Annotated in this window: 16 protein-coding genes; 9 read left to right on the top strand and 7 right to left on the bottom strand. The window is 70.2% G+C overall.

What is annotated here, in order from left to right:
- Positions 1 to 29: 29 nt before the first annotated feature.
- On the bottom strand, positions 30 to 3026 hold the full coding sequence (locus tag Ahu01nite_RS06210) for a dipeptide ABC transporter ATP-binding protein (protein ID WP_203835433.1): 2997 nt from the start codon (positions 3024 to 3026) through the stop codon (positions 30 to 32).
- The gene (locus Ahu01nite_RS06205; RefSeq protein ID WP_203835432.1) at positions 3019 to 4002 is read right to left on the bottom strand and encodes an ABC transporter permease; all 984 of its coding nucleotides are present in this window, start codon (positions 4000 to 4002) and stop codon (positions 3019 to 3021) included. Before Ahu01nite_RS06205 ends, Ahu01nite_RS06210 begins: the two co-directional genes overlap by 8 nt.
- A gap of 103 nt (positions 4003 to 4105) precedes the next feature.
- Between Ahu01nite_RS06205 and Ahu01nite_RS06200 the strand changes: the two genes are divergently transcribed.
- Positions 4106 to 5737: an ABC transporter family substrate-binding protein gene (locus tag Ahu01nite_RS06200; protein ID WP_239158661.1), complete on the top strand. Its 1632-nt coding sequence runs from the start codon at positions 4106 to 4108 to the stop codon at positions 5735 to 5737.
- A gap of 124 nt (positions 5738 to 5861) precedes the next feature.
- On the opposite strand, the gene Ahu01nite_RS06195 is transcribed toward Ahu01nite_RS06200, so the two are convergent.
- From Ahu01nite_RS06195 to Ahu01nite_RS06185, 3 genes are read right to left on the bottom strand one after another with little or no spacing between them, the layout of a single operon-like run.
- The gene (locus Ahu01nite_RS06195) at positions 5862 to 7121 is read right to left on the bottom strand and encodes a (Fe-S)-binding protein (RefSeq protein ID WP_203835430.1); all 1260 of its coding nucleotides are present in this window, start codon (positions 7119 to 7121) and stop codon (positions 5862 to 5864) included.
- A complete protein-coding gene (locus tag Ahu01nite_RS06190) occupies positions 7121 to 8191 on the bottom strand; it encodes an FAD-binding oxidoreductase (protein ID WP_203835429.1) in 1071 nt (356 codons plus the stop codon). The genes Ahu01nite_RS06195 and Ahu01nite_RS06190 overlap by 1 nt, the downstream gene beginning before the upstream one ends.
- Complete coding sequence (locus Ahu01nite_RS06185) at positions 8191 to 9642, bottom strand: FAD-linked oxidase C-terminal domain-containing protein (RefSeq protein ID WP_203835428.1); 1452 nt, start codon at positions 9640 to 9642, stop codon at positions 8191 to 8193. Before Ahu01nite_RS06185 ends, Ahu01nite_RS06190 begins: the two co-directional genes overlap by 1 nt.
- 134 nt (positions 9643 to 9776) lie before the next feature.
- On the opposite strand from Ahu01nite_RS06185, the gene Ahu01nite_RS06180 reads away from it, so the two are divergent.
- Both Ahu01nite_RS06180 and Ahu01nite_RS06175 read left to right on the top strand, forming a co-directional pair.
- A complete protein-coding gene (locus Ahu01nite_RS06180) occupies positions 9777 to 12599 on the top strand; it encodes a M36 family metallopeptidase (RefSeq protein WP_203835427.1) in 2823 nt (940 codons plus the stop codon).
- A gap of 118 nt (positions 12600 to 12717) precedes the next feature.
- Entirely contained in the window at positions 12718 to 13068 is a 351-nt protein-coding gene (locus Ahu01nite_RS06175) for a YciI family protein (protein ID WP_203835426.1), read from the top strand.
- A gap of 13 nt (positions 13069 to 13081) precedes the next feature.
- Here the strand turns inward: Ahu01nite_RS06175 and Ahu01nite_RS06170 are convergent, their stop codons facing one another.
- A complete protein-coding gene (locus tag Ahu01nite_RS06170; RefSeq protein WP_239158660.1) occupies positions 13082 to 14323 on the bottom strand; it encodes an RNA polymerase sigma factor in 1242 nt (413 codons plus the stop codon).
- 42 nt (positions 14324 to 14365) lie between these two features.
- Between Ahu01nite_RS06170 and Ahu01nite_RS06165 the strand changes: the two genes are divergently transcribed.
- The 3 genes from Ahu01nite_RS06165 to Ahu01nite_RS06155 all read left to right on the top strand — a co-directional run bounded on the left by Ahu01nite_RS06165 (position 14366) and on the right by Ahu01nite_RS06155 (position 16005).
- Positions 14366 to 14746 (top strand): PPOX class F420-dependent oxidoreductase, encoded by a 381-nt coding sequence (locus Ahu01nite_RS06165; protein WP_203835424.1) that lies wholly within the window; start codon positions 14366 to 14368, stop codon positions 14744 to 14746.
- A 52-nt stretch (positions 14747 to 14798) separates the two neighbouring features.
- Positions 14799 to 15041, top strand: coding sequence for a hypothetical protein (locus Ahu01nite_RS06160; RefSeq protein WP_203835423.1), 243 nt, complete (start codon positions 14799 to 14801; stop codon positions 15039 to 15041).
- A gap of 139 nt (positions 15042 to 15180) precedes the next feature.
- On the top strand, positions 15181 to 16005 hold the full coding sequence (locus tag Ahu01nite_RS06155; RefSeq protein ID WP_203835422.1) for a polysaccharide deacetylase family protein: 825 nt from the start codon (positions 15181 to 15183) through the stop codon (positions 16003 to 16005).
- Between the two features lie 73 nt (positions 16006 to 16078).
- Here Ahu01nite_RS06155 and Ahu01nite_RS06150 read toward each other — a convergent pair whose 3' ends face one another.
- On the bottom strand, positions 16079 to 16348 hold the full coding sequence (locus tag Ahu01nite_RS06150; RefSeq protein WP_239158659.1) for a hypothetical protein: 270 nt from the start codon (positions 16346 to 16348) through the stop codon (positions 16079 to 16081).
- Between the two features lie 116 nt (positions 16349 to 16464).
- On the opposite strand from Ahu01nite_RS06150, the gene Ahu01nite_RS06145 reads away from it, so the two are divergent.
- From Ahu01nite_RS06145 to Ahu01nite_RS06135, 3 genes are all read left to right on the top strand, one after another.
- Positions 16465 to 17469, top strand: a complete 1005-nt coding sequence (locus Ahu01nite_RS06145) for a 3-oxoacyl-ACP synthase III family protein (RefSeq protein ID WP_203835421.1) — start codon at positions 16465 to 16467, stop codon at positions 17467 to 17469.
- Between the two features lie 87 nt (positions 17470 to 17556).
- Positions 17557 to 17910: a YciI family protein gene (locus Ahu01nite_RS06140; protein ID WP_203835420.1), complete on the top strand. Its 354-nt coding sequence runs from the start codon at positions 17557 to 17559 to the stop codon at positions 17908 to 17910.
- 2 nt (positions 17911 to 17912) lie between these two features.
- A complete protein-coding gene (locus tag Ahu01nite_RS06135; protein ID WP_239158657.1) occupies positions 17913 to 19118 on the top strand; it encodes an RNA polymerase sigma factor in 1206 nt (401 codons plus the stop codon).
- Positions 19119 to 19182 lie beyond the last annotated feature (64 nt).

Genomic DNA, 19182 nt, shown 5'->3' with positions numbered 1-19182 from the left:
CTATGGCTTCCCCCTGCCCTGACCGTTGGTCAGATCATGGACACCCCGGCGTGGTGGCAGGCGGTCCGTTGACGGTTGTCGCCGGTCAGCGCGGGGTCGCGGTCCTCGCAGAGCTTCCGGTCGGGGCCGGACAGGCCGGCGTAGAGGGGGCACCGGGCCCGGAAGCGGCACCCGGTCGGCCGGCTGCCGGCGCTGGGCGGGTCGCCGATGAGCAGGATCCGCTCCCGGGTGCGTTCCACCGCCGGGTCCGGCACCGGGACCGCCGAGAGCAGTGCCTTCGTGTACGGGTGCCGCGGCGTGCCGAACACCGCGCCGGTGTCACCGGTCTCGACGATCCGGCCCAGGTACATGACGCTGACCCGGTCGGCGATGGCGGACACCACGGCGAGGTCGTGCGTGACGAACAGGTACGCCGGCTGGAGCCGTGCTTTCACCTCGCGGAGCAGGTTGAGGATGCCGGCCTGCACGGACACGTCGAGGGCGGACACGGGCTCGTCGAGGACCAGCAGGGCCGGTTCCACGCTCAGCGCGCGGGCGATGGCGATGCGCTGGCGCTGGCCGCCGGAGAATTCGTGCGGGAAGCGCTGGGCGTGCGCGGGTTCGAGGCCGACCAGGCGCAGCACCTCGGGGATCCGCGCGGCGACGGCGGGCGTACCCATCCGGCGGGCTCGCATGGGCTCGGCGATGATGTCGCCGACCGTGAGCCGTGGGTCGAGGCTGGCCATCGGGTCCTGGAACACGAGCTGGACGTCGCCGCGCAGGGCGGCCCGGTCAGCGGGGCGCAGGGTGCTGTCGAGGCGGTGGCCCAGCAGCTCGATCGTGCCGGCTTGCGGGGGTGCCAGGCGCAGGATCTCGTGGAGTGTCGTCGACTTGCCGCAGCCCGATTCGCCGACCAGTGCGAGGGTTTCGCCGCGCCGGATGTGCAGGTCGATGCCGTCCACGGCGTACACCGTGCCGGTCCGTCGTTTGAAGATCTTTCCCCGGTGCTGGGCGAACGTCTTCACCAGGCCGCGCACGTCGAGGACCGTGGCGTCCCCGGGCGTGCCGGTGGGGAGGGGTTGCGCGCCGATGCCGTACACCTCGGCCGGGGTCATGGCCTTGTCCGCGATCTCCTCGGCGCGGCGGCAGGCGACCGTGTGGTCGTGCACGCGGAGAAGCTCGGGCTCGGCCGTGCGGCAGGCGGCCTCGGCCATGGGGCAGCGGTCGGCGAACGGGCATCCGGTGTGGTCACGAGGTGCGGGCGGGCGGCCCGGGATGGGGACGAGCGGGCGGTGCCTGCCGTCGCCCAGCGTCGGGAGCGCGCCGATGAGGCCCAGCGTGTAGGGCATCAGGGGCCGGGCGAACAGCTGGGCGGCGGTGGCGGACTCGACGACGCGGCCGGCGTACATGACCGCGACCCGGTCGGCCATCCGGGCGATGACGCCCAGGTCATGGCTGATCAGTACGAGCGCCGCGCCCGTCTCGCGCTGGGCGGTCCGCAGCACGTCGAGGATCTGCGCCTGCACGGTCACGTCGAGGGCGGTGGTGGGTTCGTCGGCGAGGATGAGGTCGGGATCGTTGGCGATGGCCATGGCGATCATCGCGCGCTGCCGCATGCCGCCGGAGAATTCCTCGGGGAACGCCTGCGCGCGTATCTCGGGGTCGGGGATGCCGACCAGGGCGAGCAGCTCGACGGCCCGCTTGCGGGCGGTGGCCCGGTCGACGTCGCGGTGCGCGAGGACGGCCTCGGCGATCTGCTCGCCGATGCGGTAGACGGGGGTGAACGCCGACAGCGAGTCCTGGAACACGATGGCGACCCGGGCGCCCCGCAACCGGGTCAGCGTCCGCGGGCCCGCGCCGATGATCTGTTCCCCGGTGACGCTGATCGAGCCGGTGACCGTGGCCTCGGCGGGCAGCAGGCCGAGGGTGGCCAGGGCGGTCACCGATTTCCCCGATCCGGACTCGCCGACGATGCCGAGGACCTCGCCACGCCGGACGGTGACGTCGACACCGCGCAGCACCGGGACCGGCCCGTCCGCCGAGGGGAAGGCCACGTGCAGGTCACGGATGTCCAGGACGGCGTCGTCGGTGAGCGGCCCCGGCGTCGTGACGGTCCGGCGGGGTTTGGCGCGGGCTGCGGCGCGGTTGCTGCCGGAGGTGGGATCGATCGCGTCGCGCAGGCCGTCCCCGACGAGGTTGACCGCCACCACGAAGACGACGAGCAGCACCGCGGGGAAGAAGAAGATCCACGGGTACGTGACCGCGGAGGGCGTACCGTCCGCGATGAGCGTGCCCAGCGACACGTCCGGGAGCTGCACGCCGAAGCCGAAGTAGGACAGTGATGTCTCGGTCATCACCGCTCCGCCGACCGCGATGGTCGCGTCGATGATCAGGAACGACGCGGTGCTCGGCAGGATGTGCCGGACGATCACGGTCAGCGGCCGCACGCCCATGAACTGGGCCGCCTGCACGAACTGGCGTTCCTTGAGCGAGATCGTGAGGGTGCGCACAACCCGGGCCGAGATCATCCAGCTGAAGATCGCGAGCAGCCCGATCAGCGCGACCCAGCCCCCGCCGCGCAACCGGGGCGAGATGATCGAGATGATCAGGAACGCCGGGAAGATGAGCAGCAGGTCGACGGCGAACAGCAGGATCCGCTCGAACCGGCCGCCGAAGTAGCCCGCGACCGCGCCGACCAGGGCGGCCAGGACGGTGGCGGACGCTGCCACGGTCAGCCCGATCAGCAGCGACTTCTGCAGCCCGCGGACGGTCTGGGCGAAGACGTCCTGGCCGATGCCGTTGGTGCCCCACCAATGGCTCGGTGACGGCGGCATTCTGAGGGCGGTGTAGTCGATGTCGCTGTAGGACCAGTGCGTGAGGTAAGGCCCTGCGAACGCCAGCCCGAACAGCGCCACGACGACGATCAGACCGGCCATGGCACCGCGGTGCCGCAGAAGGCGACCGGCCACAACCCGAAACCGGCCGGCGGGCGCGCGGGCGGCGGTGTCCGCGGCTTCGGCGAGCAGTTCGGCGCTCAGGTCAGCCACGGCGTACCCGGGGGTCGAGGGCCGCGTGGAGCAGGTCCGCGAGCAGACCGGACAGCAGAACCGTGCCGGCGGCGAAGAGGTTGACCGCGACCACGGCGTTCACGTCGTTGTTGTTGATCGAGTCGATGAACCACTCGCCCATCCCGTGCCATCCGAAGATCTTCTCGGTGAACGTGGCCCCGGTCAGCACGCCGAGAAAACCGAACGAGAAGAACGTCGACATCGGAATCAGCGCGGTACGCAGCCCGTGCTTGATCAGTACGCGCCGGCGCGACAACCCCTTGGCCTCCGCCGTACGCAGATAGTCCGCACCGAGCACATCGAGCATCGCACTGCGCTGATACCGGCTGTAGGAGGCGAGCGTGGCCAGCCCGATGGACAGCGTCGGCAGCAGCAGGTGGACCGCCCGGTCGGCGAACACGGCACCGAACGAACCGTCGATCCCCGGAGTCTTCTCACCGGTGAACGAGATCAGCTGCCTGCCGCTGTGCTGGTTGAGCGCGAGCGCGCCGATCTTCAACAGCAGCGCGAGCAGGAACGTCGGCGTGGACAGCAGCACGAACGCGATCAGCGTGAGACTGCGATCGGAGAGCCTGTACTGCCGCACCGCACTCCACATCCCGGCGAGCACACCGAGCGCGGTGCCCAGTGCGGTGCCGAGCACGAGCAGCCGCAGGCTCACCCCGACCCGGCGGCCGAACTCGTCGTTGACCGAGCCGCCCCGGATGCTGCGCCCGAGATCGCCCCGGACGGCGTGCTCGGACCAGTGCGCGAACCGCACCAGCACCGGCTCCCGGGGGTCGAGCCCGATGGCCGCCAGCTGGGCGTCGATCTGCGCGGCAGGCGGGCGCGGCTGCCGTGCCTCGAAGTAGACCCGTGGCGAGAGCGCCGTCGCAGCGAGCAGATAGGACAGGAACGCCGCCACCAGCATGAGGATCGCGATGTAACCCAGCCGTCTGGAGAGGTAGCCCAGCACGCCGTCACCGTATCGAAGATCTTCATAAAGATCACCTATTGATCTGATAGGGATTGTGTGTTGAGGTCGCACCATGCGGCGTATGCGGTTCAGCGTAATAATTGTGGCACTTGTAACGGCGGCGGGACTGTCCGCCTGCGACGGCGGGAGCGACCCGACGGTCAGCCGATCGGCGGCACCGAAGACCGGCAGCACCGACATCAACACGCAGCCCCGCAGCGCGCTGAAGACCGGCGGCACGCTGAACCTGTCGATCCAGCAGTGGATCACGCAGTACAACGTCGGCCAGGTCGACGGCACCCAGGGCGACGGGCAGGCGATCCTGGCCATGACCCAGCCCCGGCTCTGGTACTTCGACGAGAGCGCGAAACCGTCACCCAACCCCGACGTGCTCGCCTCGGCGTCGGTCACCGGCACGAACCCGCAGGTGGTGACGTACAAGCTCAACCCCGCCGCGACGTGGTCCGACAAGACCCCGATCACCTGGCAGGACTTCGCCACCCAGTGGAAGACCCGCAACGGCACCGACAAACGGTTCCAGCTCTCCAGCAGCACCGGCTACGACGTCATCACCGGTGTCACGCGCGGAGCGGACGACCGCGAGGCCAAGGTCACCTTCCGCGAGCCGTACGCCGACTGGCAGCAGCTGTTCGACCCGCTGCTGCCCGGCGAGGCGCTCGACACCCCCGAGGAGTTCAACACCGGCTGGATCGAGAAGATCCCGGTGTGGGGCGGCCCCTGGAAGATCGGCACCGCCGACAAGACGGCCCAGTCCATCACCGTCGTCCCCAACCCTGATTACTGGGGTACGAAGCCCGTGCTCGACTCCATCGTCTTCCGCTCACTGGACTCCGCGGCGATCACCGACGCCTACCTCAACAACGAGATCGACCAGGCCCCCGGCCGCCAGCCCGACGACTACAAGCGCCTCGCGTCCGCGCCCGCCACCACAATCCGCACCGGCGGCCGCTGGGACGTCACCGTCCTCAACCTGGGCAGCGCGGGCCCGCTCGCCGACGTCAAGGTCCGCCAGGCCATCGGCGCCGCGATCGACCGTGACGCCATCGCCAAGGCCCAGTCGTCCGGCCTCCCGTTCGCCGTCCACACCGTCGGCAACCACTTCCTCATGCCCAGCCAGGACGGCTACCAGGACAACTCCGCCGAGTACGCCAAACTCGACCTCGCCCGCGCCAAATCCCTGCTCGACCAGGCCGGCTGGACCTCCTCCGCCGACGGCAAGTCAAGAACGAAGAGCGGCCAGACCCTCAAGCTGACGTACGTCGTGAGCGCCAGCAGCACCGCCACGTTCCCTCAGCTCATCCAGAACATGCTCGCCCAGGCCGGCATCACCGTCGAGCTCCGCAAGGTCCCCGGCAACGACTTCTTCGAGAAGTACGTCAACCGAGGCTCCTTCGACCTCGTCTCCTTCCGCAACGTCGACCAGCTCTTCCCCTCCATGTCCTACCCGGTCTACCTCAGCACCGGCGAACAGAACTACGGCAAGATCGGCTCCCCGGCCATCGACACCCTGATCACCCAGGCGGCAGCCGAAACCGACCACACCAAACAGCTCACCGAGCTCAATCAGATCGACACCCAGCTCTGGCAGGAAGAACACTCCCTCACGCTCTTCCAGACCCCCCAGATCCTCGCGGTCCGCGACACCCTGGCCAACTTCGGCGCGTACGGCCTCCGCGACGACCGTCAGTACACCGAGGTCGGCTACCTGAAGTGACCACGCCACCGACGGCCGGGGCGCCCGCCCCGGCCGTCGGTGATCGGATCCGGGACCGGTCAAGCTCGTCGGCGAGCTCATCACCCGCGTGCGGTCCGCCATGACCACCTGCATGGACGATGCCTCACGACAGGGCGATGCCGCGGATCGAGGCGTCGAGGACGGTGGCCGTGTGGGCGACGTCGATGGGTGTGCCGAGTTTGCGGGCGGCGGCGGCGATCTGCATCAGGCAGCCCGGGTTGGCGGTGACCAGCAGTGATGCGCCGGTGTCCAGGACCGTGCGGGCCTTGCGTTCGCCGAGGGCGGCGGCCGGCTCGGGGTTGAGGATGTTCCAGACGCCGGCCGAGCCGCAGCATATGTCCGGGTCGGCGATCTCGCGGACGTCCAGGGACGGGATGGCGTCCAGCAGCGCCCGGGGCTGCGCGCGGATGCCCTGGGCGTGCGCGAGGTGGCAGGCGTCGTGGTAGGCGATCGTCATCGGCAGCGGATGGCGTTTCGCGACCGGTCCGAGCGCGACCAGGATCTCCGACAGGTCGCGCACCTTCTCGGCGAACAGTGTCGCGCGGGGGTCCCACGGCAGCAGCTCGGCGTACTCCTTCATGGAGGATCCGCACCCCGCCGCGTTGACCACGACGTAGTCGACCGCGGCCCGGGCAAAAGCGTCGATCGTCCGGCGGGCGAACTCCTGGGCCTCCGCCCTGCGCCCGTTGTGCACGCTGAGCGCGCCGCAGCAGCCCTGGGACGGTGGCACGATCACGTCGCAGCCCTCGGCGGCCAGGACCCGGATCGTCGCCGCGTTGACCTCGGGGAAGAACGCGCTCTGCACGCAGCCGGTGAGGACACCGACCGTTGCCCGCCGCTTGCCGCGGGCGGGGATCAGCCTGGGCGGGCGTGGCACGCTGCGCAGCGTCGGGGCGAGGGCGTCCAGGGTGGCCAGGGTGGGCGGGAGCACTCGCGCCACGACCTTGCGCAAACCGGTCCTCTGGTACGCCCGGAGCGGCCCCCGCAGCAACCGCAACCGCCGTGGGTACGGGAACAGGGCGAAGATCGCCGCCCGCCGTGCCCGCTCGGCGAGGCTCCGGGTGGCCTGCCGCTCGACCTGCGCGCGGGTGTCCTCGATCAGCAGGTCGTAGCGCACACCGGACGGGCACGCCGTCACGCAGGCCATGCAGCCCAGGCACTGGTCGACATGCTTGACCAGGGAATCGGTCATCGGCTCGCCGTCGAGGCCCTGTTTCATCAGGTGGATCCGGCCGCGCGGCGAGTCCGCCTCCTCGCCCCACAGCACGTACGTCGGGCAGGTGGTCAGGCAGAAACCGCAGTGCACGCAGTCGTCGACGAGCTCGCGCCGCGGGGGCCGGTCAGCGTCGAACGCGCCATCCATCAGATGCCTCCTGCGAAACGGCCGGGTGCGAAGCGATGGTCCGGGTCGAACTGGTCCTTGACCCGGCGCATCAGCTCGATCCCGGGTACCGGTCCCCACATGTCGAGCTCGTCGCGCACGGACGGGGGAGCGGTCAGCACGACGGCGTACTCCGCGGCTGCCCGGAATGCGGCCAGTCGCGCGGGGATGTCACCGGTCAGGTGCGCATAGAGGACACCGGTGCCCGCTGAGCCGCGTACGCCGGGAGGCAGCCCGGCCACCCTCGAAAGCGCGACGCCCACCTTGACCCCGACCCCGTCCGCAGGCCAGGGGTATGCCCCGAACCAGGCCGGGGGCTCGTCGGAAACCGTGCCCCCGAGCAGCTTTTCGAGCCGCGCCGCCCGGTCATGGACGCCCTCGGCGGTGCCCTCGATCAGCACGGCGATGGTGACGGGACCGTCAAGAGGTGCGTCGATCTCCACTGCGGACGGCACGACCTGCTCGGCGCGGATCGCGGCCAGCTGCGCGGCGAGGTCCGGGGCGCGCACGGCGGCGGTGACGAAGGCCCGCGCGGCCGGGACGGGGTGCAGGCGGAACACGCATTCGGTGATCAGGCCGAGGGTGCCGTACGAACCGGTGTAGAGCTTGCCGAGGTCGTACCCGGCGACGTTCTTCACGACCTTGCCCCCCGAGCGGGTGATCGTGCCGTCGGGCCGGATCACCGTGATCCCGATCAGGAGGTCCCGCGCGGTCCCGTAGAGCAGGCGCCGCGGCCCGCTGGTGTTCACCGCGACCGTCCCGCCCACCGTGGCACCGGGCAGCGGCGAGTCCAGGGCGAGCTGCTGGGTGCCGAAGTCCAGGGAATCGAGGGGCGTCCCGGCCCGGACGACGGCGATCAGGTCACCGGCCGCGTGCTCGACCACGCCGGTCAGCCGGGTCGTGTCGACGATCAGATCGACGCGGCGTGGTGGCGTACCCCAATCGATCTTCGTCCCCGCACCGCGGATGACCACCGCCAGACCTGCCGCCGCCGCCTCGCGCAGGATCTCAGCGGCCTCTTCGGTGGTGGCGGGTGCGACGACGTCATCCATCAGAACAGATCCGCTCCGGCCGGGGTCTCGTTCGCGCTGTGCTTGCGGGGGACCTCGCCGCAGAGCCGGGGTGTGGGGAAGATCTTGCCGGGGTTGGCGAGCCCGAGCGGGTCGAACGCGCAGCGCAGCAGCTGCATCGTCTGCAGGTCGTCGTCGGTGAACATCCGGGGCATGTACTTCGCCTTGTCCGCGCCGACGCCGTGCTCCCCGGTGATCGACCCGCCGTACTCGATGCACAGGTCGATGATCGCTCCCGACGCCTCCTCGGCGTGCAGGTCCGCGCCCGGCACCGCGGCGTCGAACAGCACCAGCGGGTGCAGGTTGCCGTCACCGGCATGAAAGACATTGGCTACGCGTACGCCGTGCACGGCCGCGATCTCGTCGATGCGCCGCAACACCTCGGGCAGAGCCGTGCGGGGGATCACGCCGTCCTGCACGATGTAGTCCGGGCTGATCCGCCCGACCGCCGCGAACGCCGACTTGCGGCCCTTCCAGAACAGCGCCCGCTCGGCCGGGGTCCGCGCGATCCGCAGCTCGGTCGCGCCGTTCGCCTCGCACAGCGCCGTCACCTGGGCGAACTGGGCGGCGACCTCGGCGGCCGGGCCGTCCAGCTCCACGATCAGCACCGCGCCCGCACCCGGCGGGTAGCCGCACGCCACGGCGGCCTCCGCGGCCTCGATGGCGAGTGCGTCCATCATCTCGACGGCGGCCGGCACCACCCCGGCGGCGATGATCGCGGAGGTCGCGGCGCCGGCCTGCTGCGGGCTCTCAAAACCCGCCAGCACCGTACGCACGGACTCCGGCAGCCGGGTCAGCCGTACCGTGACCTCGGTCGCGACGCCGAGCGTGCCCTCCGCGCCGACGAACGCGCCCAGCAGGTCGTACCCGGGAGAATCCGGAGCCCGCCCGCCCAGCTCGACCACCTCGCCGTCCGGGGTGACCACCCGCGCGCCGAGCACATGATTGGTCGTGAAGCCGTACTTCAGGCAGTGCGCGCCCCCGGAATTCTCCGCGACGTTGCCACCGATCGAGCAGATCTGCTGGCTCGACGGATCCGGCGCGTAGTAGTAGCCGTGCGCGGCCGAGGCCTTGCTGACGTCCAGGTTGATCACGCCGGGCTGCACGACCGCGCGCTCGTCCGCGGGGGAGACCTCGACGATCTCGCGCATCTTCGCGGTCACGATCAGCACCCCGTCGGCGCGGGGGAGGGCGCCACCCGAGAGGCCGGTCCCGCTTCCGCGGGCCACGAACGGCACGCGGGCCTCGCAACAGGCCTTCACCGTACGCACACAGTCCGCCGTGTCGCGCGCCAGCACCACCAGGCCCGGGGTGACCTTGTAGTGGGCGAGGCCGTCGCACTCGTACGTGCGCAGCTCCTGCCTGTCGTCGATCACCCGGTCCGCGCCCAGGTCGGCGCGCAACGCGGTGGCCAGCGACTTCAGTGTCGTCACCGGCTCAACGTAACCCGGCGGTCGCTCTGCGTCGAGCTTTGGCCGAAACATAAACTTCATCCACGCCTGTCTATCCTCACGTAAGGTCGCGGTCAGCCCGGGGAGATCCTCCGGACTGTCCACAGGAGGCTTGCGTGCGTATACGCAGACGGTCCGCCGTCGCCGGATTCCTCGCCGCTACCACTCTCATCGCCACCGCGCCGCTGGGCGCCCAGGCCGCTCCCGTCTCTCCCGTTCTGGGGGATCCGCTCCCCGGGGAATATGAGTTCGTCGACAACCGGGGTGCCGCTGCCGCTCCCCGGTCGTCCCTCATTGCTGATGACAACGTCGTCACCCGGTGGAACAAGCTGGGTATGCCCGCTTCGCTCACCCCGGTGCGGTCCTCGCTGGCCAAGGGCCTCAAGGGGGACGCCGAGGCGGTCGCTCGCGCGTACCTCTCCTCCGCTCTTTCTGTTGACGATCTTGATTTGGTGGCGTCCACGCCAGTCGGCGCAGGCTCGGTGGTGCTGCTGCGCCAGAAGTACGGCAACCTGCCCGCCGCGCACGACGGCCTGGTCGCCGTCGCGGTCAGAGGCGGCGAGGTCCTGCGGGTCACGTCCTCGCTCAGCCCGCGCACCGACGCGCCCGCCGCCAGCACGCTCGGCGCCGGCGCCGCCGTGGAGACCGCGCTCGCCGACGCGAAGATCGACCGCGCCGATGTCTCCGATCAGCGCGTCCGGCTCGTCGCCGTGCCCATGCCGGGCGCCGCACCCCGCGCCGCGTACGAGGTCGTCGCGCTCAACAACGATGCCGAGCACCCCCTCGGCTACACCACGTACGTCGACGCTGTCGACGGCAAGGTGCTGCTGCGCGAGAACCTCGTCAACTTCGCCGAGGACGACCCGCACTGGAAGGTCTTCCCGGCCACCCCGACGGCGGCCGGCACCGACACCCGCCAGACGTGGTGCGCGGTCGCCGCCACCGGCTGCTCGCGGCAGGTCCTCGACCCGGCCACCGGCAAGCCCTGGGACGTCGACGCCACCACCGGCCTGCCGACGTTCACGACCACCGGGAACTCCGCGGAAGCCGTACGCCTCTGGGGTGACGGCTCCCCGGCCACCCCCGCGACGGCGAAGACCGACCGCGAGTACGTCTACCCGTTCACGAACCAGTGGAACACCAGCAAGTGCGATCCCGCGACCCTGGCGTCGGCGCAGCAGGCCGACGTCGACGCCGCGACCGCGAACCTGTTCGCGATGCACAACCGCATGCACGACTGGTCCTACGAACTGGGCTTCACCGAGGCCACGTGGAACCTGCAGAAGACCAACACGCTGCCGTACGGCAAGGGCGGCGACGCCGAGCGCGGCAACGCCCAGCAGGGCGCGGCGACCGCGACGACCCGCAACAACGCCAACCAGTCGACCGGCCCGGACGGCATCCAGCCGGTCTCCAACATGTACATGTGGCAGCCGTTCGCGGGCGCGGCCTACCCGCCGTGCGTCGACGGTGACTTCGACATGACGGTCATCGGTCACGAGTACACCCACGCCATCAGCAACCGCATGATCGCCGGCCCGGACAGCAACATCAGCTCCACCCAGGGCGGCGCCATGGGCGAGAGCTGGTCCGACCTGGTCGCCATGGAGTACCTGTTCGAGAGCGGCTACACCCCGCGCGGCAACACGCCCTACGTGACCGGCGCGTACGTCACCGGCGACCTCGCCACGGGTATCCGCAACTACGACATGAGCAGCAGCCCGCTCAACTACTCCGACTACGGCTACGACCGCGGCTCGGCGGTGCACTCCGACGGCGAGATCTGGAGCGCGACGAACTTCGACGTCCGCCGCGCGTTCGTCACGAAGTACGGCTCCGGCACCCGTGCCCAGCAGGAAGCCTGCGCGGCGGGCACCACGCCGGTCACCCAGTGCCCCGGCAACCGCCGCTGGGCCCAGCTCGTCTTCGACTCGTTCCTGCTCGCCGCCACCGGCTCGATCAGCATGCTCGACATGCGCGACAACATGCTGACCGCCGACGCCCTGCGCTTCGACGGCGCCGACCAGGACATCATGTGGAACGCGTTCGCCGCCCGCGGCATGGGCGCCGGAGCCTCCAGCGGCGTCAGCGACATCGACCCGGTCCCCAGCTTCGCCAGCCCGTACGTGGAGAACTCCGAGATCACGTTCCGCGCCCTCGGCGAAGCTGCCGGCAAACCGGTCCGCCTGTATGTCGGTGACTACGACTTCGGCGCCACCCCGATCGCGGACACCGACCCGGCGACCGCCCTCCCGGAAACCGTCACGCTCGCCCCTGGCACCTACAAGTTCCTCGCCATCGGCGCGGGCTTCGGCCACAAGCGCTTCACCCAGACCATCTACCCCGGCGTCACCACCCAGGTCGGCGCGGTCCTGCCCGCCAACCTGGCCTCGGCCACGGCAGGCGCCACGATCACCGGCGACGGCGCCACGACGGTGTCCCGGCTCATCGACGACGCCGAGGGAACGGTCTGGACCGCCTCCGGCGGAGCTCCCGGGCGCCAGGTCACCGTGGACCTGCCCGGCACCACGGCCAAACTCGTCTCCCGCGTCCAGATCAGCGCCTTCCCCGGCGCGGGCGCCACCACCTCGTCCATGTACTCCACGGTCCGCCAGTTCGAAATCCTCACCTGCAACGCCGCCACGGGCGCCGACTGCGCCTCCGACGCGGGCTACAAGGTCGCCTACACCAGCGCGGCCAACGCCTTCGACACCGCCCAGTTCCGCCCGAAGGTCCCCAGCCTGATCCTCAAGTCCTTCCCGGTCCGCCCGGGCCTGGCCACCCACGTCAAACTCCGCATCCTCTCCAACCAGTGCATCGGCAACCCCCTCTACGCCGGCGACCAGGAGAACGACCCCCGCAGCAACTCCGACTGCGCCACGGGTTCCGCCGCGGCCACCAACGCGATCGCCTCCGAGTTCCAGGTCTTCAGCAGCTGACCCCCGGGGCGCGCCTCCGTCGGGGGCGCGCCCCGATTTTTCCGGCTGAGGTGTCGACTGCGGTGTGTCCTCGATCGTCATCCGGGTGACAACCCCGATCGAGAGGACAATCGCACCCATGCGCTACGTCATGATCATCACCGGTGACGAGTCGAACTGGTTCGGCGACGACGCACCCGCCGACCTCATGGACCAGGTCAACACCTGGTGGGAGAAGTGGTACGAGGCGGGCAGGATCGCCAAGGGCGGCGCCGAGCTGGCCCCCGCGAACACCGCCAAGACCATCGGCCGGTCCCCGGACGGCCGCCCCACGGTCACCGACGGCCCCTACCTCGAGCTCAAGGAGGTCGTCGGCGGCTTCATCATCCTGGTCACCGACACCATCGACGACGCCGTCAACGTAGCCGCCGGCTGGCCCGGCATCCCCCTCGGCGACCGCGTCGAGGTCCGCCCCGTCATGGAACGCTGACCCCGGCCCGGCCTCAGCCCTGGCCGCGTGGCTGGGCGGTGGCGGGGTGGGGCGGGGCCGGTTGGAGGGCGGCGAGGCGGCGGGTCAGGAGTTCGCGTTCGGCCGGGTTCGTGGCCAGGGCGAGGGCCCGGCTCGTCGCCTCGATGGCCTCCTCCGGACGACCCAGGCGCAGGAGAAGATCGGCTCGCGTGGCATGCCACAACCGGTAGCCGCTGAGCTGGTCCGCGACTGCGTCCACCTCGGCGAGAGCCTCGGCCGGGCCGATCGCGAACCCCGTGGCGACCGCCCGTCCGAGCCGGACCACAGGGGACGGCCGCAGTGTCATGAGCAGGTCGTAGTGCCGGCGCAGGGCCGCCCAGTCGGTGCGTTCGTAGGACGGTGCCAGCGCGTGCTGCGCGGCTATGGCGGCCTCCAGCTGGTACGGGCCCGGCCGGTCACGGGCCGCGGCGGTCGCGAGCCGCCGCATCGCCACGCGGATGAGGCCGCGATCCCAGCGGGCGCGGTCCTGGTCCTCGAGGAGCACCAGCCGGCCGTCGGCGCCGAACCGGGTGGCGGCCCGCGACTCGTGCAGCTCGAGGAGGGCCACCAGCCCGGCCACCTCCGGTTCGGCGGGCATGAGCCGGTGGAGCTCCCGCGCCAGGTCGAGCGCTTCCCGGGTCAGTTCCCGCCGGTGGGGCGTGTCCCGGGACGTGGCGAGGTATCCCTCGTTGTAGATCAGGTAGAGGACGGCGAGCACGGGTGGGAGTCGTTGCGCGTACGTGTCAGGCTCCGGAACCTCGAAGCGCACTTCCCGCTCGCGCAGCAGCCGCTTGGCCCGCACCAGACGTTGCGCCATGGTGGCCCCGGGCAGCAGGAACGCCGCGGCGATCGTCTCGGCCGGCAACCCGGCGGCCGCGTGCAGGGTGAGCGCGACCTGGGCCGGCTCGGCGAGCACCGGATGGCAGCAGGCGAAGACGATCCCCAGCCGGTCATCATCGGACGGCTCCGCGACCGCCTCGTCCTGAGCCGCCACCGCCAGCTTCCGCCGCCCGTTCGCGTCGCGTCGCAACCGGTCCACGCCCTTACGCCACGCAGTCGTGACCAGCCACCCCGCGGCGTTGTCCGGAACCCCGTCCCGTGGCCACCGCTCGATCGCCTCGGCCACCGCGTCCTGCAACGCCTCCTCGGCCAGATCGAGATCCCCGAACCGCCGGGCCAGCACCCCGAGCATCCCGGCGGCATCGGTACGCCAGATCCGGTCCACCACATCGCTCACCAGGCCCAGTCTGCCCCAGCCGGCCGTCATAGAATCAGACCCATGACCGTCACCGCGGAGATCGCGCGAAGCAAGCAGGTAAGCCTCACCACCTACCGCAAGGACGGCACCCCGGTCTCCACGCCGGTCTGGCAGGTGACCGAGGGCCAGACCATGACCATCGTCTCGGAGGCCGAGGCCTGGAAGGTCAAGCGCATCCGCAACAACCCCAGCGTCGAGGTCACCGCCTGCGACATCCGCGGCAAGATCACTCCGGGCGCCCAGCCCCTGCCCGGCACGGCCCGCCTCCTCGACGACGCGGAGACCCGCAACGCCCGCGACCTCCTGGCCCGCCGCTACGTGACCTCGCGCCTCGGCAACTGGTTCAGCCGGGTTCTCCACCTCAAGCGCAACCCGCTCATCGGCATCGCCATCACCTTCTGACCTTCCCGCCGGACCCCGTGCCATGGGCGCGTGGGTGGGGCAGAATCGGGCCATGAGATCGAAGTGGTCCATCCGCTCGGAGAATTCCGTGCTCAGCATCGGCTCGAAGAATTCCGTCCTGTCGATCGGCTCGGTGGGGTCGGCACTGTCCATCGGCTCGGTGGGATCGTTCGCGTCGATCTTGTCGGTCGGGTCGACGCTGTGCGTGGGCTCGCTGCTGTCGGCTGCCTCCCTGGTGTCGGTGATGTCCTGGCGTTCCCGCAGCGCGGTGATGTCCGCCGGCCGCAACGGGTAGGGTCGCCCTGAGCGACCCCATCGACGGCCGGCCTGACCACGGCCGGAACCGGACCGGTCCGGACTTCACACCGGTCCGGACTTCACACCGGTCCGGACTTCACACCGGTCTGACGTGGCGTGGGCAAGGATGTCGGACCATGTCGATCTTGCGATGTCTGGTGGCCGGTGCTGTCCTGCTGACGGCGGGGTGCGCGGCGCAGACTGCCGTTCCGAGGCCGGGGGCCTCGGAATCCGGCGTACCCGGTGTGGTTGCCTCGCCCGTGGGCCCGGGCCCGGCCGTTTCCCTCGCGCCCGCGGCGAAGGGGAAGGGGTGGAGTCAGGCGGACATCCCGGTCTTCCCGCCGGCTCCCGTGCCCGAGCGGGTCGTCGGGCCGGGGGAGCCCGGTGAGGTGATCTACCTGAAGCAGGTGCCCACGCAGCAGAAGGTCGCGTTCATCACGATCGATGACGGCTACGTGAAGCACGCGGAGGCGGCGGAACTGCTCGCTGCCGCGCACGTGCCGGTGACGCTCTTCCTGACGACCGACGCCGTGCGGGAGGACCCGGACTACTTCCGGCCGCTGATCGACGCCGGGGCCGTGGTGGAGGCGCACACCATCAGCCACCCCGAGCTGCGGGGCAAGTCATATGCGTTCCAGAAGCACCAGATCTGCGGCTCGGCGGACCAGCTCGGCACGTGGTACACACGCCGGCCCGTACTCTTCCGGCCGCCCTTCGGGGACAAGGACGAGACGACGCTGCGGGCGGCGCGCGACTGCGGGATGTCGGCCGCGTTCATGTGGAAGGAGACCGTGAACAAGGGCAAGGTGCGCTATCAGGAGGGGCATCGCGTGCAGCCCGGGGACATCATCCTGATGCACTTCCGGACGTCCTTCGTCGAGGACTTCCTCGCTGCCCTGCGCGCCATCCGCAAAGCCGGGCTGACCCCGGCGCTGCTGGAGGACTACGTCGTCACCGGCTGAGGTATCGGGGATGCCGTGCGGGATCCAGCAGATCGCGCAGCGGCATCCGGCCGATACCTGCGCGCGGGGTGGTCTAAGGGATGGGCCTCCGCATGGAGTACGTGACCCCGTGCAGCCGGTGCGGTTCGTTGACCACATGTATCGCGGCGCGGTCGTAGGCCTGCCAGCCCGCCGCTCCCGCGCGGTTGAGATGGCGCAGGTCGTCGAAGCGCTCGTCGGTTCCCCAGCGCAGTACCCCGCCGGGGTGGTTGAAGGTGGCGGTCCAGTCCATGTACCGGTCGGAGCCGAACGTGCCGGCCGCGCGGTATTCGAGGCGTGCGTATTCCCAGTTGGTCACAGTCATGATTATCGCTGTATCGGGCGGGCCCTTCCACTGAGCCTCGCCGGGCACATGCGTCACAGGGGCACCACCCTCCGCGTTTCCTCAACCGGGCCGCCGCGACGCCGATCTGAGCGGACATGCAGCCGATACCGCGCGCCGGGATCCTTGGCACGGGCTCTTACGTGCCCGAGCACGAGGTGACGAACGAGGCACTCGTCGAACGGGTCACCGACACCACCCCGGAGTGGATCTCCACCAAGACCCTGATCGAGGCCCGCCGCTTCGCCGCCCCCGACGAGGCGACCTCCGACCTGGCCGCGAAGGCGGCCGGTGCCGCCCTGCAGAGCGCCGGGCTCAGCGCAGCCGACCTCGACTACCTCATCGTGTCGACCTCGACGCCGGACTCTCCCCAGCCGCCCACGTCGTCGCTGGTGCAGCACGCCCTCGGCGCGCACCGGGCAGCGTGCTTCGACATCAACGTGGTCTGCGCCGGCTTCGTCTTCGGACTCACCCTCGCGCAGAGCCTCGTCGCGGTCCGTCCCGGCGCGAAAGTACTGGTGGTCGCGGCCGACATCTACTCGCGTGTGCTCGACTTCGACGACCGCCGCACGGCGATCCTGTTCGGCGACGGAGCGGGGGCCGCGGTGATCGGCGAGGTTCCCGAGCCGTACGGCCTGATCGACAGCGAACTGGTCACCCGCGGCGACGCCCAGGATCTGATCCACATCAAGGCGGGTGGCAGCCGGCTCCCCGCATCGTCGGAAACGGTGGCGAACGGCGACCACTTCTTCCGCATGAACGGCCGCGGCGTCCGCGATTTCGTCATCGCCGGTGTGCCTCCCGTGCTGGCCGACCTGCTCGGGCGGGCCGGGATCACGCCCGGGCAGGTCGACCATTTCGTGCCGCACCAGGCGAACGGCGTGATGATTCAGGAACTGGTGGAGGCGGCGGGGCTGAGCTCAGCGCGTACCCATCTGGTTCTGGAAAGATTTGGCAACACCGGCAGTGCGTCGGCCGCGGTGGCTCTTGATGCGGCAGCCCGCGAGGGCGCTCTTTCCGACGGAGAGCTGGTCCTGCTGGCCGGGTTCGGCGGCGGCATGTCGGTGGGCGCTGCGCTACTGAGATGGTACGCCCGGAGATAAGTTCCGAGGTTAGTGTCGATCCGGGGGCGGCTCGCTCGTCGAAGAGGCGAACGGGCCGCTCGAGGCCCCGGACGAATGGACACCGGCATGGCGAAGTACCTGGTCCTCATCTACGGCGACGAGCAGGAATGGGACTCGGCGTCACCGGCCGAACTGACCGCGAAACACGCAGCGCACGAGGCGTTCGCGGCGGCCGCGGGGCCGGCGATCCTGGGCGGAGAACAGTTGCAGGCCGCCTCGACAGCCACGACCTTGCGAACGCTGTCCGGCGGTAGAGCGGTGCCCATCGACGGGCCGTTCCCGGAGAGCAAAGAGGTCCTCGGCGGGTATTACGTGCTCGAGGCCCCCGACCTCGACGCGGCGGTCGCCCTCGCCGGAATGCTCCCGGAGATCGCGGAGAGCGGCGGCGGGGTCGAGATCCGGCCGATCGTTTCCCGGTAGCTTTGAGCATCGCTGACGCCGTCGCGGACGCGCACCGCCGGGAATGGGCACGAGTGCTCGCTGCCACGGTGCGCGTCACACGCGATATCGACCTCGCCGAGGAATGCGCCCAGGACGCGTACGCAAAAGCCCTGGAGGTCTGGGAAAGGGACGGTATTCCGGCGCGGCCGGGAGCCTGGCTCACCACCGTCGCGCGCAATCGCGCCCTCGATCTGCTGCGCCGGGAAACGGTACTGCAACGGACGCTGCCGTTGCTGGTGGTGCCGTCGCCCGCTGGTGCAGGTGACGATCGACTTCGTCTGATATTCACGTGCTGTCACCCCGCGCTCGGGCGCGAGGCGCAGGTGGCACTGACGCTGCGACTGCTGTGCGGGCTTTCGACAGCCGAAGTGGCGCGCGCATTCCTGGTGCAGGAAAGCACGATGGCCGCCCGGATCACCCGCGCCAAGAAAAAGATCGCTGTGGCCCGGATCCCCTATCGGGTGCCGGCTCCAGAAGATCTCCCGGTACGCGTGGGAGCTGTCCTCGAAGTCCTCCACCTGGTCTATACGACGGGCCACGTCGCACCGACCGGTTCCCGGCTCGTCCGTTCCGACCTGACCGGCAACGCGATCGTCCTCGCCCGGATGCTGCACACCTTGCTGCCCCACGACACAGCCGTGCTCGGACTGCTCGCATTGCTGCTGCTCACCGAGGCCCGATCCGCTTCCCGGCTGGACGCGAACGGCGCCCTGGTGCTGCTGGAAGCACAGAATCGGCAATTGTGGGACGCCGCCCTCATCGCCGAAGCAGCTGAGCTGCTGGTAAAGGCATTGAGCAGCCGACCACCTTCACGGTACGCAGTTCAAGCCGCGATCGCCGCCGTTCACGCGGAAGCCGGCTCCTATTCGGAAACCGACTGGCCCGAGATCTGCGGACTGTACGACGTACTGCGCGCACTGTGGCCGAACCCGGTCGTCGAACTGAACCGCGCCATAGCGATCGGGATGCGCGACGGTGCCGCTGCCGGGCTGGCAGCGCTGGAGCCTTTGCTGGAGGAACCGGCTCTGGCAACGTACGGATATCTCAGCGCCGCCCGCGGCTCCTTCCTGCGGGACCTGGGGCAGTTCGATGCGGCCGTCGCGGCCTATTCGGAGGCGCTGGCACTCACCGACAACGAGGCCGAACGGGCATTTCTCAGCCGGCGCATAACCCAGATGAGACCGTAACCATTCTCGCTGGGCTGGGCTGGGCTGGGCTGGGCTGGGCTGGGCTGGGCTGGGCTGGGCTGGG

It is taken from the genome of Winogradskya humida (assembly GCF_016862215.1).
GTDB classification, from domain to species: domain Bacteria; phylum Actinomycetota; class Actinomycetes; order Mycobacteriales; family Micromonosporaceae; genus Actinoplanes; species Actinoplanes humidus.
The sequence above is the reverse complement of the archived record's forward strand: the minus strand, read 5'-3'. Positions and strand labels throughout refer to the sequence as shown.

Coding starts and splice junctions, on each gene's coding strand:
- Ahu01nite_RS06195 (WP_203835430.1), bottom strand. CDS start 7,121: ATGGATGGCGCGTTCGACGCTGACCGGCCCCCGCGGCGCGAGCTCGTC.
- Ahu01nite_RS06190 (WP_203835429.1), bottom strand. CDS start 8,191: ATGGATGACGTCGTCGCACCCGCCACCACCGAAGAGGCCGCTGAGATC.
- Ahu01nite_RS06175 (WP_203835426.1), top strand. CDS start 12,718: ATGCGCTACGTCATGATCATCACCGGTGACGAGTCGAACTGGTTCGGC.
- Ahu01nite_RS06165 (WP_203835424.1), top strand. CDS start 14,366: ATGACCGTCACCGCGGAGATCGCGCGAAGCAAGCAGGTAAGCCTCACC.
- Ahu01nite_RS06160 (WP_203835423.1), top strand. CDS start 14,799: ATGAGATCGAAGTGGTCCATCCGCTCGGAGAATTCCGTGCTCAGCATC.
- Ahu01nite_RS06155 (WP_203835422.1), top strand. CDS start 15,181: ATGTCGATCTTGCGATGTCTGGTGGCCGGTGCTGTCCTGCTGACGGCG.
- Ahu01nite_RS06150 (WP_239158659.1), bottom strand. CDS start 16,348: ATGACTGTGACCAACTGGGAATACGCACGCCTCGAATACCGCGCGGCC.
- Ahu01nite_RS06145 (WP_203835421.1), top strand. CDS start 16,465: ATGCAGCCGATACCGCGCGCCGGGATCCTTGGCACGGGCTCTTACGTG.
- Ahu01nite_RS06140 (WP_203835420.1), top strand. CDS start 17,557: ATGGCGAAGTACCTGGTCCTCATCTACGGCGACGAGCAGGAATGGGAC.